This is a genomic window from Pseudomonas sp. PDM31, assembly GCF_019218965.1.
In the GTDB taxonomy this organism is placed as follows: domain Bacteria; phylum Pseudomonadota; class Gammaproteobacteria; order Pseudomonadales; family Pseudomonadaceae; genus Aquipseudomonas.
This window is the reverse complement of record NZ_JAHUWS010000005.1, coordinates 221,683-236,499: the sequence shown is the minus strand read 5'-3', so window position 1 is coordinate 236,499 and position 14,817 is coordinate 221,683. Positions and strand designations below refer to the sequence as shown.

16 protein-coding genes are annotated in these 14,817 nt (G+C 59.3%); 9 read left to right on the top strand and 7 right to left on the bottom strand.

Features of this window, described 5'->3' with window-relative positions; all coding sequences use genetic code 11:
• Nucleotides 1-13 precede the first annotated feature (13 nt).
• Nucleotides 14-595, bottom strand: coding sequence for a PilZ domain-containing protein (locus KW839_RS12145; protein ID WP_218424482.1), 582 nt, complete (start codon nt 593-595; stop codon nt 14-16).
• 94 nt (nt 596-689) lie between these two features.
• On the opposite strand from KW839_RS12145, the gene KW839_RS12140 reads away from it, so the two are divergent.
• The 3 genes from KW839_RS12140 (at nt 690) to KW839_RS12130 (ending at nt 3,941) form a co-directional block, all read left to right on the top strand.
• Nucleotides 690-1,940, top strand: a complete 1,251-nt coding sequence (locus KW839_RS12140) for a lipoprotein-releasing ABC transporter permease subunit (RefSeq protein ID WP_060540135.1) — start codon at nt 690-692, stop codon at nt 1,938-1,940.
• 7 nt (nt 1,941-1,947) lie between these two features.
• Nucleotides 1,948-2,631, top strand: a complete 684-nt coding sequence (gene lolD / locus KW839_RS12135) for a lipoprotein-releasing ABC transporter ATP-binding protein LolD (RefSeq protein ID WP_218424481.1) — start codon at nt 1,948-1,950, stop codon at nt 2,629-2,631.
• A gap of 65 nt (nt 2,632-2,696) precedes the next feature.
• Nucleotides 2,697-3,941 carry a lipoprotein-releasing ABC transporter permease subunit gene (locus tag KW839_RS12130; protein ID WP_218424480.1) on the top strand — a complete coding sequence of 415 codons (1,245 nt, stop codon included), beginning with the start codon at nt 2,697-2,699 and terminating at the stop codon, nt 3,939-3,941.
• Between the two features lie 129 nt (nt 3,942-4,070).
• Here the strand turns inward: KW839_RS12130 and KW839_RS12125 are convergent, their stop codons facing one another.
• Nucleotides 4,071-5,420, bottom strand: coding sequence for a heavy metal sensor histidine kinase (locus KW839_RS12125; protein ID WP_218424479.1), 1,350 nt, complete (start codon nt 5,418-5,420; stop codon nt 4,071-4,073).
• Entirely contained in the window at nt 5,420-6,100 is a 681-nt protein-coding gene (locus KW839_RS12120; protein WP_060540131.1) for a heavy metal response regulator transcription factor, read from the bottom strand. The genes KW839_RS12125 and KW839_RS12120 overlap by 1 nt, the downstream gene beginning before the upstream one ends.
• Nucleotides 6,101-6,255: 155 nt before the next feature.
• On the opposite strand from KW839_RS12120, the gene KW839_RS12115 reads away from it, so the two are divergent.
• Nucleotides 6,256-6,792, top strand: coding sequence for a plastocyanin/azurin family copper-binding protein (locus KW839_RS12115; RefSeq protein WP_218424478.1), 537 nt, complete (start codon nt 6,256-6,258; stop codon nt 6,790-6,792).
• Between the two features lie 49 nt (nt 6,793-6,841).
• Nucleotides 6,842-7,672, top strand: coding sequence for an NADPH-dependent 7-cyano-7-deazaguanine reductase QueF (queF, locus tag KW839_RS12110; protein WP_218424477.1), 831 nt, complete (start codon nt 6,842-6,844; stop codon nt 7,670-7,672).
• A 57-nt stretch (nt 7,673-7,729) separates the two neighbouring features.
• On the opposite strand, the gene KW839_RS12105 is transcribed toward queF, so the two are convergent.
• Together KW839_RS12105 and KW839_RS12100 are read right to left on the bottom strand one after the other, a co-directional pair.
• Complete coding sequence (locus KW839_RS12105; protein WP_060540128.1) at nt 7,730-7,993, bottom strand: DUF4404 family protein; 264 nt, start codon at nt 7,991-7,993, stop codon at nt 7,730-7,732.
• Between the two features lie 109 nt (nt 7,994-8,102).
• Nucleotides 8,103-8,723 carry a hypothetical protein gene (locus KW839_RS12100; protein ID WP_060540127.1) on the bottom strand — a complete coding sequence of 207 codons (621 nt, stop codon included), beginning with the start codon at nt 8,721-8,723 and terminating at the stop codon, nt 8,103-8,105.
• A gap of 198 nt (nt 8,724-8,921) precedes the next feature.
• Between KW839_RS12100 and KW839_RS12095 the strand changes: the two genes are divergently transcribed.
• The 3 genes from KW839_RS12095 (at nt 8,922) to rssC (ending at nt 11,655) form a co-directional block, all read left to right on the top strand.
• Nucleotides 8,922-9,611 carry a VacJ family lipoprotein gene (locus tag KW839_RS12095; RefSeq protein WP_218424476.1) on the top strand — a complete coding sequence of 230 codons (690 nt, stop codon included), beginning with the start codon at nt 8,922-8,924 and terminating at the stop codon, nt 9,609-9,611.
• A 380-nt stretch (nt 9,612-9,991) separates the two neighbouring features.
• A complete protein-coding gene (gene rssB, locus KW839_RS12090) occupies nt 9,992-11,176 on the top strand; it encodes a two-component system response regulator RssB (protein ID WP_060540125.1) in 1,185 nt (394 codons plus the stop codon).
• The gene (gene rssC / locus KW839_RS12085) at nt 11,173-11,655 is read left to right on the top strand and encodes an anti-sigma factor antagonist RssC (RefSeq protein WP_060540124.1); all 483 of its coding nucleotides are present in this window, start codon (nt 11,173-11,175) and stop codon (nt 11,653-11,655) included. The genes rssB and rssC overlap by 4 nt, the downstream gene beginning before the upstream one ends.
• A gap of 230 nt (nt 11,656-11,885) precedes the next feature.
• Here the strand turns inward: rssC and tal are convergent, their stop codons facing one another.
• Both tal and KW839_RS12075 read right to left on the bottom strand, forming a co-directional pair.
• Nucleotides 11,886-12,812 (bottom strand): transaldolase, encoded by a 927-nt coding sequence (gene tal / locus KW839_RS12080; protein WP_060540123.1) that lies wholly within the window; start codon nt 12,810-12,812, stop codon nt 11,886-11,888.
• Nucleotides 12,813-13,065: 253 nt separating this feature from the next.
• Nucleotides 13,066-14,025: a cellulase family glycosylhydrolase gene (locus KW839_RS12075; protein ID WP_218424575.1), complete on the bottom strand. Its 960-nt coding sequence runs from the start codon at nt 14,023-14,025 to the stop codon at nt 13,066-13,068.
• Between the two features lie 331 nt (nt 14,026-14,356).
• Here KW839_RS12075 and KW839_RS12070 point away from each other — a divergent pair, with 331 nt between their 5' ends.
• Nucleotides 14,357-14,794 (top strand): low molecular weight protein-tyrosine-phosphatase, encoded by a 438-nt coding sequence (locus KW839_RS12070; RefSeq protein WP_218424475.1) that lies wholly within the window; start codon nt 14,357-14,359, stop codon nt 14,792-14,794.
• Nucleotides 14,795-14,817: the final 23 nt, after the last annotated feature.

Here is a 14,817-nt window from a genome sequence, read left to right as displayed (position 1 = left end):
GTTGTTCCTTAAGTTAAATGCCTGATTCGTTGTGTTCGCGGGCCAGGCGTCGTTCCTGGGCCTGCTTGTGCAAGATGTGGCGTGCCAGCAGTTGGCGCTGGGCATCGGTCAGGTGTTCGAACTCGGTGCCGACGTCAAAACCATCGCCCTTGCGGTCGCAATGGGTAACGCGAGCCCGCAGCAACAAGCCCAGGGCTTGGGGCATCAATACCAGTTTGACCGACAGGTGAGCGCCGGTGTCGATAGGTGTTGGATGTTGAAATTCGATACCGCCCTCGGAGATGACGACAGGCTGCGGTTCGCCGATCTGGCCGAGCAAGGTGATGGCGATCACCTGGCTGAGCAAGTCGATGCGTTTATTCTGGGATTTGAGGAACGCCGCGGTGTTGCGGTCGCGTTCGCTGATCTGGCGCAACAGGTGTTGCGACTCGAATTCGCTCAGGTGCAGTTCGCTGAGCAGGTTGAAGAGCGGGGAAGCATCCTGCAACACTTCCTGTCCTGCGGCTTCGAGAGCGGACAGGGGCCGAATTTCCAGTGCGATCGTGTCCTCGATACGGTAGTATTCGCGGCGATCTTCTTCATCTAATGTCGACATGGCGAACCCATGGTAGCGGCGGTGGTCTGAGTGTAAAGCTGGTTTTCGACCCCCGCCACAAGGACGTTCCTTTTCCCTCCGAACAAGCCCCGACATGTTCAGACCTCTCTTCGTATTTATCGGCACGCGTTACACCCGTGCAAAGCGTCGCAATCACTTCGTGTCGTTCATTTCCCTGACTTCGATGATCGGGCTCGCCCTTGGCGTGGTCGTGATGATCGTGGTCTTGTCGGTCATGAACGGCTTCGATCATGAGATGCGCACCCGTGTGCTGGGCATGGTGCCCCACGCGACCATCGAGTCCGGCGAGCCGGTCAATGACTGGCAGAGCCTGGCCGCCAAGGTCAAGCAGAACCCGCAGGTGACGGCCGTTGCGCCGTTCACCCAGATGCAGGGCTTGCTGACCAACAACGGCAAGGTCTCGAAAGTCCTGCTCAACGCCATCGATCCGGCGCTGGAGCGCCAGGTGTCGATCATCGACCGCTTCATGCTGCAGGGCAAACTCGACGACCTGGTCCCGGGCGAATTCGGCATCGTCATCGGCGACAAGGCCGCCGCCAAGCTCGGTGCGGCCATCGGCGACAAGCTGACCTTTGTCGCCCCGGAAGTCACCGTGACCCCGGCCGGGATGTTCCCGCGCATGAAGCGCTTTACAGTGGTTGGCATCTTCCATGTCGGCGCCGGCGAGATCGACGGCTACCTGGGCGTTACCAACCTTCAGGACCTGGCGCGGCTGCATCGCTGGAAGCCGGACCAGGTGCAAGGCCTGCGCCTGAAGTTCGATGACCTGTTCCAGGCCCCGCGTACCGCGTGGAGCATCGCCCGGGAACTCGGTGAAGATCGCTACTACGCCCGTGACTGGACCCGCACCCACGGCAACCTGTATCAGGCGATCCGCATGGAAAAAGCCATGATAGGCCTGCTGTTGCTGCTGATCGTCGCCGTCGCTGCGTTCAACATCATTTCCACGCTGGTGATGGTGGTGAACGACAAGAAAGGCGACATCGCGATCCTGCGCACCCTGGGCGCCACGCCGGGCACGATCATGCGCACGTTCATGGTCCAGGGCACGGTCATCGGCGTGGTCGGTACGGCCATTGGTGCCGTGGTCGGGATCTTCGCCGCGCTGAACGTCAGCGCCGCGATCTCGGCGCTGGAAGGCCTGATCGGGCACAAATTCCTCAACGCCGACGTGTACTTCATCGATTACCTGCCGTCGCAGGTGCAGAGCCAGGACGTCTTGATGGTCTGCGGCGCCGCGCTGGTCCTGAGTTTCCTCGCCACCCTGTATCCAGCCTGGCGTGCCGCGCGCACCCAGCCTGCGCAGGCGCTACGTTATGAGTGAGTCACGCATGAGTGAAAAAGCAATCTTGAGCTGCCGCAACCTGGGCAAATCCTACGAGGAGGGCCCGGAGTCGGTGCAAGTGTTGGCCGGCCTGCAACTGGAGTTGCACCCGGGCGAGCGTGTGGCGATCGTCGGCACCTCGGGTTCGGGCAAAAGTACCTTGCTCAACCTGTTGGGCGGCCTCGATACGCCGACCCAGGGCAGCGTCTGGCTCGATGGTGAGGAACTTTCCGCCCTCAGCGAGAAAAATCGCGGCCTGTTGCGCAACCGTTCACTCGGTTTCGTCTACCAGTTCCACCACTTGCTGCCGGAATTCACCGCCCTGGAAAACGTCTGCATGCCGCTGCTGATCGGCAAGACCGCGATCCCGGAGGCGCGTCAACGGGCCACGGCATTGCTGGAGCGGGTAGGGCTGGGCCATCGCCTGGAGCACAAGCCCTCCGAATTGTCCGGTGGTGAACGTCAGCGCGTGGCCATTGCCCGTGCCCTGGTGAACAAGCCGGGCCTGGTGATGCTCGACGAGCCGACCGGCAACCTCGACTCCCACACCGCCCAGGGCATTCAGGACTTGATGCTGGAGCTCAGCACCTCGATGCGCACGGCGTTTCTGGTGGTGACCCACGACATGAACCTGGCCCGCCAGATGGATCGCGTCCTGCACTTGCAGGAAGGTTGCCTCACGCCCATCTGATTGGCTGTAACCCGGCGTGCTGGAATGTGCGCCGGGTCTTTTATTTTTATACGGTGCCCCAGCGAATGTTCAGACCGTTATCGATCTTTATCGGCACGCGCTATACCCGCGCCAAGCGCCGCAATCGCTTTGTTTCCTTCATCTCGATGACCTCGATGATCGGCCTCGCCCTCGGCGTGCTGGCGATGATCGTGGTGTTGTCGGTGATGAACGGCTTCCAGCGCGAAATGAGTTCGCGCATCCTCGGCATGGTGCCGCACGCGACCATCGTTGGCGTCAACCCGATCAGTGACTGGCAGCCCGTTGCGGCGGCCGCGATGAAAAATCCGCAAGTGACGGCGGCCGTGCCGTTCACCGAAATGGAAGGCATGTTGTCCTACAAGGGCACGATGCAGCCGATCCAGGTCAGCGGCATCGATCCGGCGCTGGAAGGCCAGGTGTCGATCGTCGCCCAACACATTGTCCAGGGGCGTCTCGATGCCCTGAAACCGGGCGAGTTCGGCGTGGTGATTGGTGAGATCACGGCGCGTCGCTTCCGCTTGAATGTCGGTGACAAAATCACCCTGATCGTGCCTGAAGTCAGCACTGCACCGGGGGGCATTACCCCGCGCATGCAGCGTTTGAACGTGGTCGGTGTGTTCAAGGTCGGTGCCGAGCTTGATGGCTCGATGGCCTTGATCCACATGGCCGATGCCGCGCAGATGCAGCGCTGGGAGCCGAATCAGGTGCAGAGCGTGCGTCTGGCGGTGAAGGATCTGTACGCTGCGCCGCAAGTGTCGAGCGATATCGCCACGGGCCTGGGCGCCGCCTACAAGGCTGACGACTGGACCCACACCCAGGGCAGCCTGTTCAGTGCGATGAAGATGGAAAAGACCATGATCGGCCTGTTGTTGCTGATGATTGTCGCGGTGGCGGCATTCAATATCATCGCCACCCTGATCATGGTGGTGAACGACAAGGGCGCGGACATCGCGATCCTGCGCACCATTGGCGCCACGCCACGGCAGATCATGGCTATCTTCATGGTGCAAGGCACGGTGATCGGCATTGTCGGCACCTTGATCGGTGGCGTGCTCGGTGTGATTGCGGCACTGAACGTCAGCGCGCTGGTGGGCTGGATCGAACGGATCAGCGGGCAGCACATCTTCAGTTCCGATGTGTACTTCGTCAGCAACCTGCCGTCCGAGCTGCAAGGGGCGGACGTGGCGCTGATCTGCTCGGCGGGTTTCATCCTCAGCTTCCTGGCGACGGTGTACCCGGCCTGGCGCGCGGCGAAGATCGAACCGGCTCATGCGTTGCGCTATTCGTAAGCGCTGATACCGCGATCGCCGGCAGACCGGCTCCCACAGGGGCCGGTGTTGTGCACGAATGTGTAATTCCATTGGGGAGCTGCGGAGCGGCGATCCGACTTGCCAGCGATGAGGCCGGCCCTACCGGCCTCAATCCCCCCTTGGCAACTCAATCACAAACCGCGTCCATCCATTGTCCGATTCGCAACGAATCTGCCCGCCATGGGCCCGCACGATCGACTGGGTAATCGCCAGCCCCAACCCCGCATGCTCGCTGCTGCCTTCATGACGCGCCGGATCGGCTCGGTAGAAACGGTCGAACAACCGTGGCAGCAGCTGCGCTGAAACTCCTTCGCCGCTGTTTTCCACAATGATGCTCAACTGCTTCGGTTGCTCGGCGATACGCAAGCGTACCTGGCCGTCGACCGGGGTAAACCGCAGGGCATTGTCCAGCAGGTTCGACAGCGCCCGACGCAACATGCTGCGGTCGCCTTCGATTCGCCCATGGCCCTCGCGGCCAAGCGTAACCCTGGTGTCTTCCGCCAGCGGCGCGAAAAACTCCAGCAGCAGGTCCGCTTCTTCCGCCAGCTCCAGCGATTGGCGTGTGGGCACCAACAACCCGTGGTCCGCCTTGGCCAGGTACAACATGTCGTTGACCAGTTGCGCCATCCATTGCAGTTCTTCCAGGTTACTGTGCAATGCTTCACGGTAGTCCTCGATGGGGCGAGGGCGGGTGAGGGTGACCTGGGTGTGGGTCAGCAAGTTCGACAGCGGTGTGCGCAGCTCATGGGCGATGTCGGCAGAGAAGGCTGAGAGCCGCTGAAAGGAGTCGTCGAGGCGTCCGAGCATGGCGTTGAAGCTGTGGGCCATTTCCGCTAGTTCCGGCGGCATGTTTTCTTCCGGCAGACGTGAGCTCAGCGATTGCGCGGATACGCCACTGGCGATCGTGCTCATCCGTCGCAATGGCCGCAACCCGCTGCGCGCCGCCCAGGCACCAAGCAGCGCGGTGGCCAGTGCCGACAAGCCGACGGTCAGCCAGATCAAACGCTGCATGCGTTGCAGAAAGTGCTGGTGATGAGTGATATCCAGCAACAGCGTCAGCTGTGGCGAGTTGGCCTGATCGGGGTAGAGCGGTGCATTGAGGACGCGATACGCGGTGCCCTCGTGGCTCACCGTGGACAATCCCGGCTGGCGCGGTAACGCTTGCGGCAGCTGCGTCGAACTCTCATACCGGCGCTGGCCATCACTGCCGGTGATGCGCAGGGACAGATCGGCCTGGCGGCTGAGCTCGTCGGCCAATCTTGTTTCGCTGGTGCTCGAGTGCAGGTCCTGAAGGGCGCGGCGCACACCGATCAATTTGCCGTCCAGCAACTGCTGGTCCAACTCAACAAAGTGCGCCTCGCTGGCGCGACTGAACAACACCCCGGCGAACAACGACACCACGGCGGTGCACGCGGCAAACAGCAGCGCCAGGCGGCTGCTCAAGGACAGTCGGCGCATCAGGTTGGGCGCTCTTCAAGGACATAACCCATGCCGCGCACGGTGTGGATCAACTTGTTGGGGAATTCATCGTCGATCTTCAGGCGCAAACGGCGGATCGCCACTTCGATGACGTTGGTGTCACTGTCGAAGTTCATGTCCCACACCTGGGACGCGATCAGTGATTTGGGCAGGACTTCACCCTGGCGGCGCAGGAGCATTTCCAGCAAAGCGAACTCCTTGGCGGTCAGGTCAATACGCTGGCCGCTGCGTTCAACCCGACGGCGGATCAGGTCCAGGCGCAAGTCGGCCAGATGCAGGCTGGTCTCCTGTGGGGCAACGCTGCCACGACGCAACAGGCTGCGAACCCGGGCCAGCAGTTCGGAGAAGGCAAACGGCTTGACCAGATAGTCGTCGGCACCCAGTTCCAGGCCATGAACCCTGTCATCCACCGCGTCCCGCGCCGTCAGAAAAAGTACCGGGGTGTCGAGGCCGGCGCTGCGCACCGCCTGCAGAATCTGCCAGCCATCGCGACCGGGCAGCATCACGTCGAGGATCAGCAGGGCGTAATCGCCGCTGAGGGCCAATTGCTGGCCGGTGCTGCCGTCGGCCACCAGTTCCGTATTGAACCCGGCCTCGGTCAGGCCCTGGCGCAGGTATAGGCCGGTTTTGTGTTGGTCTTCGACGATCAGCAGTTTCATGGGCGACTCTATCAAGATGGTACGAACGCTTTATACCGTGGGTGGCCTTGATGCAGCTCAACCTTACAAAGTTGTAATCTGGCTGTCAGGTTACAGGCAGTGCCAGCAGTTTAGAGTTTTCCCCAAGCCGAGCCTTACCTTGTTGGAGTACGACGATGTTTTTTCGCAAATCCCTGATGCAAGTCGCTTGTTTGCTGGCGTTGAGCTCGCCGGTATGGGCCGGTCCGGCACCTGCCTACGATTTCGGCCAACCCGCGCCGGCGAACAAGGCGACCCGCAGCGTTGAAGTGGTGATGAGAGACATGAGCTTCAATCTGCAGTCCATTGACATCAAAGCCGGGGAAACCGTGCGCTTCGTGCTGGTGAATAAAGGCCAGTTACTGCACGAGTTCAACCTGGGGGACGCGGCGATGCATGCCCGCCACCAGCAGGAAATGTTGCAGATGCAGCAAAGCGGCATGCTGACACCTACCGGCATGAAGGAAATGGACCACGACGCCATGGCCGCGATGGAGCACGCCTCGCACGGGCATGCCATGAAGCATGACGACCCCAATAGCGTGTTGGTCGAACCGGGCAAGACCGCTGAGCTGACCTGGACCTTCAGCCGCGCCGGCAGCCTGGAATTTGCCTGCAACATTCCCGGGCATTACCAGGCTGGCATGGTCGGCAAAGTGTCTGTCAGTCAGTAAGCACTCAAAGGCTGGTAGAATCGGCTGATTCTTCAGACAGGTTTCCGCCATGCATCCCGCAGCCGAACACTCGCCGCTGGGCAAATCCAGCGAATACATCGCCACTTACACGCCGTCCCTGCTGTTCCCGATCCCGCGCACCGCGAAATGGGCCGAACTGGGCCTGACGGCGCAAACCCTGCCTTACAAGGGCGTGGACTTCTGGAACTGCTTTGAACTGTCCTGGCTGTTGCCGTCGGGCAAGCCGGTGGTGGCGATCGGCGAGTTCAGCATCCCGGCGGATTCGCCGAACATCATCGAGTCGAAGTCGTTCAAGCTGTACCTCAACTCGCTGAACCAGACCCCCTTTGCCGATACGGCGAGCCTGGAAGCGACGCTGGTCAAGGACTTGTCGGCTGCTGCCGGCAAGCCGGTGGGCGTGCGCATTCGCAGCCTCAAGGATGTCGAGGCTGAAGGTGTGGTGGCGTTGCCGGGGGTGTGCATCGATGAGCTGGATATCAGCGTCAGCAACTACGAGCATCCGCGCCCTGAGCTGCTGCGTTGTGATGAATCGCGCATTGTCGAAGAGAGCGTGCACAGCCACTTGCTCAAATCCAATTGCCCGGTGACCAGCCAGCCGGACTGGGGCAGCGTGGCGGTGGAGTATCGCGGCGCGGCGCTCGATCACGCGAGTCTGCTGGAGTACATCGTCAGCTTCCGCCAGCACTCGGATTTCCATGAGCAGTGTGTGGAGCGGATCTTTCTCGACCTGCAGCGGTTGCTCAAACCCGAGAAATTGACGGTGTATGCGCGTTATGTGCGCCGGGGCGGGCTGGATATCAATCCGTATCGCAGCACGGAAGAAGCGCAACTGCCGAACCATCGTCTGGCCCGCCAGTAACCCCCCCCTGTAGGTGTAGGAGCGAGCAGGCTCGCTCCTACAGTGCTTCTACCCGATTCAGATCCCCATGTTGGCCAAGGCCTGCCCGATGTTGCGCAGGGTGCCGGCGAGGGTCGGGTGTTCGAGCTCAAAGCGCTCCACGGCCAGGTTGACGCCGTCGGCGAGGCTGGAGTCCTGAGTCTTGGTTTCGAGCTCAAGCTTGAGTTCGATCTGTTGCATCAGTTCGTGCAGGTTCTCGCGCTCTGATTCGGACAGCGGAGGGTTCTGTTCCAATTGCTCGCGCAGGGCATTGAGCTGTTCTTGCAGTTCGCGGGCAGGCATGACGGTCTTCCTTTTATCGATAGGCACTGGCATAGACCGTAACGTTACGCCAAAGGTCTATGGCTGACCTTTAGATTAATCCACTCGCGTACAAACTGCATGATCTCGGTCAGGGCTTTTCGCCCTTGAGTCGACGCAGGTTGATATCGGCCAGGCAGGTGTCGAGTTCACCAAGGTGATCGATCACCGAGTGCACGCCCAGGCCAAACAGTTGCATGGTCGCCCTGGCGCGTTTGCTGTCGCGCTCCTGCGGGCTCAACGCCTGCCATTGCTCGGGGGGCAGGCCGCAAAGTGAGCCGCAGGATGCCAGGCCGATGGTCCATAGACCGGCATTGAGCGCCGATTGCAGCAATCGCGGCTCGCCACTGACCAGCACGCAGCCGTCCAGCCGTTCGACATTCAACGACATCAACGCTTGCCAGCAGGCGTTCGGTGCGGGCCATGGATTGAGTGATGCTGGATGTTGCGCAGGTTTCACCCATTGCGGCAGAGCGCAGGCCAGGGCATGGCTGACGGCGAGGGGGAGTTCATCGAGCCATGCGCAGGGAACTTGCTGGCGCTGCAGGCTGCTCAGGCTGTCCAGTGCTCCCGGTGTGACTTGCGCGTATTCGGCTAGAGGGTTGTCGTGGCGCTGTGCGCGTGCGCCGAAATCTACCAGGCAGCCACTGAGGCCAAACAATACGGCGGTCAGGCTGGGTGCGGTCTGGGGCAAGGCTTGGGCTTGTGGCATGTCAGCGTCCCTGAAATAGCCTCAACGCTAGCGGGGCACAGTGACAGTTGAGTTACAAAGATGCTAATCGGTCACATTTGGTGCCAATTTGTGCCAGTGTGGTCCGTTCATATGCCCGAAACGCTGTTTCCGTCTTATACTTGCCAGCTTGTTGTCCGGGCCAGGCGCCCGGGCCGGTACAGTCCAAGGAGTTTTTCTATGCGCTGGAGCAATCATCTAGCCAAGATATGTGTGTGTGCCAGCGTGTTGCTGGTTCCGTTCACTGCCCAGGCAGCAACGGAAGACGATCCTTGGGAAAGCGTCAACCGCCCGATCTTCGAGTTCAATGACTTCGTCGATACCTACGGCCTGAAACCGTTGGCGCAAGGCTATGAGTTTGTCACCCCGCAGTTCCTCGAAGACGGCATTCACAACATGTTCCGCAACGTCGGTGATGTCACCAACCTTGCCAACAACCTGCTGCAGGTCAAACCGGCTGCTGCCGGTGTCGATACCGCGCGCCTGCTCTTCAACACCACGTTCGGCCTGCTGGGCTTCTTTGATGTCGGCACGAAGATGGGCCTGCAACGAAATGACGAAGATTTCGGCCAGACCCTTGGTTATTGGGGGCTAGGCAGTGGTCCCTACGTGATGCTGCCGTTGCTCGGTCCTAGCACCTTGCGTGATGCGCCATCGAAGTACGTCGATGGTTATACCGGCCCGTATCGTTATATCAACGACGTGCCGGTGCGAAATTCGGTTTTCGGCCTGAACGTTGTCGACACCCGTGCCAGCCTGTTGTCGAGCGAGAAGCTGATCAGCGGCGACAAGTACACCTTCATCCGCAATGCGTACTTGCAGAACCGTGAGTTCAAGGTCAAGGACGGACAGGTTGAAGACGATTTCTGATTTCGGCCTGTAATACAGGAAAGGCGGCCATATGGCCGCCTTTTTGTTTTGCCGGGGCGAATGAAATCGCGCTTTTCACCGTAGTCCCGACGGGTTTTACCCATGGGTTTGATCCTTCCATTGGGTTACGGTTTTGATGGTTCTTATAACTCCCGGTGATTTGACAAGTGTTGACGTCAAGCGACCATCGGCGTGAGCTTGAAACGCTTCGCGGATGGGAGTACCGTCTGCGCCTTAGAAGGGCACCTCTGGTGTACATGTGAATAGGGCAAATGCTCGAAAGCGGTGCAGCAGAGAGGCTAGAAAGCGAATCCAGTAGTTCGAGCCGGGTAAAATGCCCCTCCTGCTACGCCAACCTAATTCTGGCGCCGTTTGCCCACATGCCAAAAACCAGTGCCACGCTGCTGATAATCGATGATGACGAAGTAGTGCGCGCGAGCCTCGCCGCCTATTTGGAAGACAGTGGTTTCAGCGTCTTGCAGGCCAGCAATGGCCAGCAGGGACTTCAGGTATTCGAGCAAGACAAGCCCGACTTGGTCATCTGCGATCTGCGCATGCCGCAGATGGGCGGACTCGAACTCATCCGTCAGGTCACCGAACGCTCGTCGCAAACGCCGGTGATCGTGGTATCGGGTGCCGGAGTGATGAACGACGCGGTCGAGGCCCTGCGCCTGGGCGCGGCCGACTACCTGATCAAGCCACTCGAAGATCTGGCCGTGCTTGAGCACTCGGTGCGCCGGGCCCTGGATCGTGCGCGCCTGCTGCTGGAGAACCAGCGCTACCGCGAGAAGCTGGAAAAGGCCAACCGCGAGCTCGAAGCCAGCCTCAATCTGCTCCAGGAAGACCAGAACGCCGGTCGCCAGGTGCAGATGAACATGCTGCCGGTCAGCCCCTGGACCATCGACGAGTTCAAGTTTGCTCACCAGATCATCCCGTCGCTGTACCTGTCGGGTGATTTCGTCGACTATTTTCGCGTCGACGAGCGCCGGGTTGCGTTCTACCTGGCGGACGTTTCCGGGCATGGCGCCTCTTCAGCCTTCGTCACCGTGCTGCTGAAGTTCATGACCACGCGCTTGCTGTTCGAATCCAGGCGCAGCGGCACCTTGCCGGAATTCAAGCCTTCAGAGGTTCTGGGTCATATCAACCGGGGCCTGATCAGCTGTAAGCTGGGTAAACACGTCACAATGGTCGGTGGAGTCATCGACGAGGAGACAGGTTTGTTGACCTATAGCATCGGCGGTCATCTGCCGTTGCCAGTGTTGTACACACCAGACAGTGTTCGTTATCTGGAAGGGCGCGGTCTGCCAGTGGGCCTCTTCAACGAAGCCACCTACGAAGATCACGTGCTGGAGCTGCCACCGACGTTCAGCCTGACGCTGATGTCTGATGGCATTCTGGACCTTTTGCCAGAACCGACACTCAAAGAGAAAGAGGCGGCGTTGCCCCAACGGGTCAAGGCTGCGGGCGGCACCCTGGATGGGCTGCGGCAGGTTTTTGGATTGGCCACGCTAGGGGAGATGCCGGATGATATCGCCCTGTTGGTGTTGAGCAGGAATCTTCAATGAGTACCGGTAGAATCCAGTTCGCCGAGCAGGACGGCACCTTCGTCCTGAAGTTCGTCGGTGAAGTTCGCCTGACCCTGTGTTCGGCGTTGGATGCGACTATTGAGCGGATCTTCACCGCGTTGAATTTCAACGCGATCGTGATCGACCTGACCGAAACCCGCAGCATCGACAGCACCACCCTTGGCTTGCTGGCCAAGTTGTCGATCCTGTCGCGGCAGAAGGTCGGCCTGTTGCCGACTGTCGTCACCACCCACGAAGACATCACCCGTCTGCTGCAGTCCATGGGCTTCGAGCAAGTGTTCAACATCGTTGACCAGCCCGTGCCGTGCCCTGAGTGCCTGGACGACCTTCCAGACCAGGATCAGTCGGAAGAAGTGGTGCGGATCAAGGTGCTCGAAGCGCACAAGATCCTCATGGGCCTGAACGACCACAATCGTGAAGCGTTCCATGACCTGGTGAATGCGCTGGAGCGTCACTGATCCTCTGAGAAAATGGGTGCCTGTCCGGACGCCTTCGCGGGCAAGCCCGCTCCCACAGGTTTGGCGTGCCCCACAAAATGTGAGTTCGACACGGACACTGTGGGAGCGGGCTTGCCCGCGAAGGCGGCAGCACAGTCACCGCTCATTTCCGCGAGATCAACCTGTCCTTCCAGACACAAAAAAGGGCGAACCCACCAGGGTTCGCCCTTTTTGCATTACACCAGCTCAGATCACAGCTTGGCCTGCAACAACGCCTCGAGTTTTTCCTGGTCGCGAGCGAACTGACGGATACCCTCAGCCAGTTTCTCGGTCGCCATCGCATCCTCGTTGGACAACCAGCGGAACTGCGCTTCATTGAGGCTCAGGCGGGCTTCACCAGCATGTCCAGGAGCGAGCTTGCGCTCCAGCTTGCCCGTATCCGCCGCCAGCTTGTCGATCAGGTCCGGGCTGATGGTCAGGCGGTCGCAGCCGGCCAGTTGCTCGATCTGGCCGAGGTTGCGGAAGCTCGCGCCCATGACCACGGTCTTGTAGTCATTGGCCTTGTAGTAGTTGTAGATACGGGTCACCGACTGCACGCCCGGGTCATCCGCGCCGGTGTAGTCGTTTCCATTGGCTTTCTTGTACCAGTCGTAGATGCGCCCCACGAACGGCGAAATCAGGAACACCCCGGCATCGGCACAGGCGGCGGCCTGGGCGAAGGAGAACAGCAGGGTCAGGTTGGTCTGGATGCCTTCCTTTTCGAGGATCTCGGCAGCGCGGATGCCTTCCCAGGTCGAAGCGATCTTGATCAGTACGCGGTCACGGCCAATGCCGGCCTGTTCGTACAGCTCGATCAGACGATGCGCACGGGTCAACACGGCGTCAGTGTCGAATGACAGGCGCGCATCCACTTCGGTGGAAATACGCCCCGGAATCACCTTGAGGATCTCTTGGCCCACCGCGACGCCGAAACGGTCGCTGGCCAGGCCGACATCGCCCTTGCAGTCACTGACGCAAGCGTTCAACAGCTCGGCATAAGCGGGAATGGCCGCAGCCTTGAGCAGCAGCGACGGGTTGGTGGTGGCGTCCACGGGTTTGACGCGAGCGATAGCTTCGAAGTCGCCGGTGTCGGCAACCACGGTCGTCATTTGTTTAAGTTGTTCCAGCTTGGAAGTCATGGGCGTGCTCTGTCCTATGGGTCTGGTGACATTACCCGAGCGCTGACAGCCACTCAAGGGCGCTTACGTGTATCGATAGCCCCTGCGGCAACAACTTGAAAACGGCTGCTGGAAAGGAGGGGCCTGGTATTGATCAATAAGATGCCGAATCGCCCGGCAGGTTCAAAGCAACTGACCGTTGACGCTTGGGCAGCCCCTCCCGCCTTGCGCCTGTCTGCCCAGGCGCAGAGTTCATATCCGTCTGAAACGCCGGTTATTTCAACAGCGCTTGTGCAGCAGTTGCCGCTGGCTTGGGCTTGCCATCCGATGTCATCAAACCAAAGTTCTTCTCGCGGTCGTTGCTTCCTGAATCGGTGTTTTTCCATTCGTAAATCGAGGTCAGCGGTACGTTCAGCTTTTTGATGCCTGCAATAAAGTCTGTGATCCTTGATGCCTGGCCGGTAGTTCCGCCGATGCGTGTGAGCGACGGCACGCCCCATTCGGAAATGACACCGGGTACATGGAAAGTATCCAGAATGTACGCCTGGGTCCGGCTGATTTCACTGTGCGACATCCCATAGGGGTGGTACGAGACCGCAGTCAGGCACTGTGGATGATCGTTGACAATCCTGGTCAGCGCGACGCTCGCCTTGGAGTTTGCGGTCGGCGCCTTTGCAAATCCAAAACCGATCATTGGCGTCGAGTAATCGCGCTTGCTCAACGAGTTGCATGCGGCACTCATGAAAGGGACAAACGTCTGCTCAAAATCGCCTGTGGGCCAATATTTCGACAAATCGGGTTCATTCCAGATTTCAATGGCCACAAGTTGACTGTGGTAGGTGTTTTCCAGATTGATGACGGAATGGGCGAACGACTCTCCAGCGCTGGCCAGATCCCGGCTGCCGCTGTTGGTGCTGTTGGTTAGAGCCACCGTAGATCGAACGGTCATCAACACCGGCAGGTCAGCCGACCCGGCGGCAGCAAAGGCTTCCTTGATCCGGGTTTGATACGCAGGGTTTGCCAGGCTGTTGGTCCATACGCCAAAACGCACGAAACCGAAACCGGCCTCTTTGATCTGCCGGGCGTCGGTGGCGGTGAAGTTTTGAATCTTTACTTGAATACCTATTGTGCTGTTTTCTTCTTTCAGCGCCGGAAAAGTGTCACTGGCATAAGCCTGATTGAGTATGCCGGATACGAAAACAAACGAGGCGGTAAACAGTTTGAAATTTGTCATTGTCTTGTTGGACGTTCCTGAGGTAATACTGTAGTCCTGCAATGAATCAGACTGGAGGGGCAAGGCGGAGTTCATTCAATCCATAAGACCGATTTGCCTGTAGGTGAGGGTGAGTGAAGTGAAATGTTATTTTTTGTCTGGTAATTATCAGTAGCGGCGCCGTCGTTATTTTTAGTCCGGCTATTCTGCTTGGGCGTTATTTGTGAGTCGTGGTATCTAATACACTTGCATCAACAACATTGATCCATCTCTGAATGCGGGACCGACCTGTCGGTTCACTCATATCCCCGCGATAGATTGGCCAAATCGACACACTACGGGGAAAGTAGCCTTGTTCAGAAATATTCTTATCGTTTGCGTTGGCAATATTTGTCGAAGCCCCACTGCCGAACTGTTGCTGCGCAACGCACTGGAACCTTCACCTATCGTCGTGACCTCCGCGGGCTTGCACGCGCGGGCAGGCGAGTCCATGGAAAGCAATGCCCGCCAGTTGCTGGAAGAGCAAGGGCTTTGCGCTCAAGCGTTTCGGGCGCGCCAGATTACTTCAGCCATTGTCGATGAATCCGATCTTATCCTTGTCATGGAAAAGGGCCATGTAGCGGATGTACTGAAAGTTGCACCGCACGCGCGGGGCAAAGTGTTTCTTCTGGGCAAGTGGCAGAGTGAGCGAGAAATCAAGGATCCGTATCGTCAAGGAAAAGCTGCTTTTGTCCATGCCCATGCATTGATTAAAGATGCCGTGTGCTCATGGGCACAGCGCCTCGGATGATGGATGAATTCCAGATTAGTGAT

Bases quoted from the DNA above. Each gene is read 5' to 3' on its own strand.
- KW839_RS12130 (WP_218424480.1), top strand. From the start codon at position 2,697: ATGTTCAGACCGTTATCGATCTTTATCGGCACGCGCTATACCCGCGCC.
- lolD (WP_218424481.1), top strand. From the start codon at position 1,948: ATGAGTGAAAAAGCAATCTTGAGCTGCCGCAACCTGGGCAAATCCTAC.
- KW839_RS12095 (WP_218424476.1), top strand. From the start codon at position 8,922: ATGCGCTGGAGCAATCATCTAGCCAAGATATGTGTGTGTGCCAGCGTG.
- KW839_RS12145 (WP_218424482.1), bottom strand. From the start codon at position 595: ATGTCGACATTAGATGAAGAAGATCGCCGCGAATACTACCGTATCGAG.
- tal (WP_060540123.1), bottom strand. From the start codon at position 12,812: ATGACTTCCAAGCTGGAACAACTTAAACAAATGACGACCGTGGTTGCC.
- KW839_RS12115 (WP_218424478.1), top strand. From the start codon at position 6,256: ATGTTTTTTCGCAAATCCCTGATGCAAGTCGCTTGTTTGCTGGCGTTG.
- KW839_RS12125 (WP_218424479.1), bottom strand. From the start codon at position 5,420: ATGCGCCGACTGTCCTTGAGCAGCCGCCTGGCGCTGCTGTTTGCCGCG.
- KW839_RS12105 (WP_060540128.1), bottom strand. From the start codon at position 7,993: ATGCCTGCCCGCGAACTGCAAGAACAGCTCAATGCCCTGCGCGAGCAA.
- KW839_RS12120 (WP_060540131.1), bottom strand. From the start codon at position 6,100: ATGAAACTGCTGATCGTCGAAGACCAACACAAAACCGGCCTATACCTG.
- KW839_RS12140 (WP_060540135.1), top strand. From the start codon at position 690: ATGTTCAGACCTCTCTTCGTATTTATCGGCACGCGTTACACCCGTGCA.
- queF (WP_218424477.1), top strand. From the start codon at position 6,842: ATGCATCCCGCAGCCGAACACTCGCCGCTGGGCAAATCCAGCGAATAC.
- rssC (WP_060540124.1), top strand. From the start codon at position 11,173: ATGAGTACCGGTAGAATCCAGTTCGCCGAGCAGGACGGCACCTTCGTC.
- KW839_RS12100 (WP_060540127.1), bottom strand. From the start codon at position 8,723: ATGCCACAAGCCCAAGCCTTGCCCCAGACCGCACCCAGCCTGACCGCC.
- KW839_RS12075 (WP_218424575.1), bottom strand. From the start codon at position 14,025: ATGACAAATTTCAAACTGTTTACCGCCTCGTTTGTTTTCGTATCCGGC.
- rssB (WP_060540125.1), top strand. From the start codon at position 9,992: ATGCCAAAAACCAGTGCCACGCTGCTGATAATCGATGATGACGAAGTA.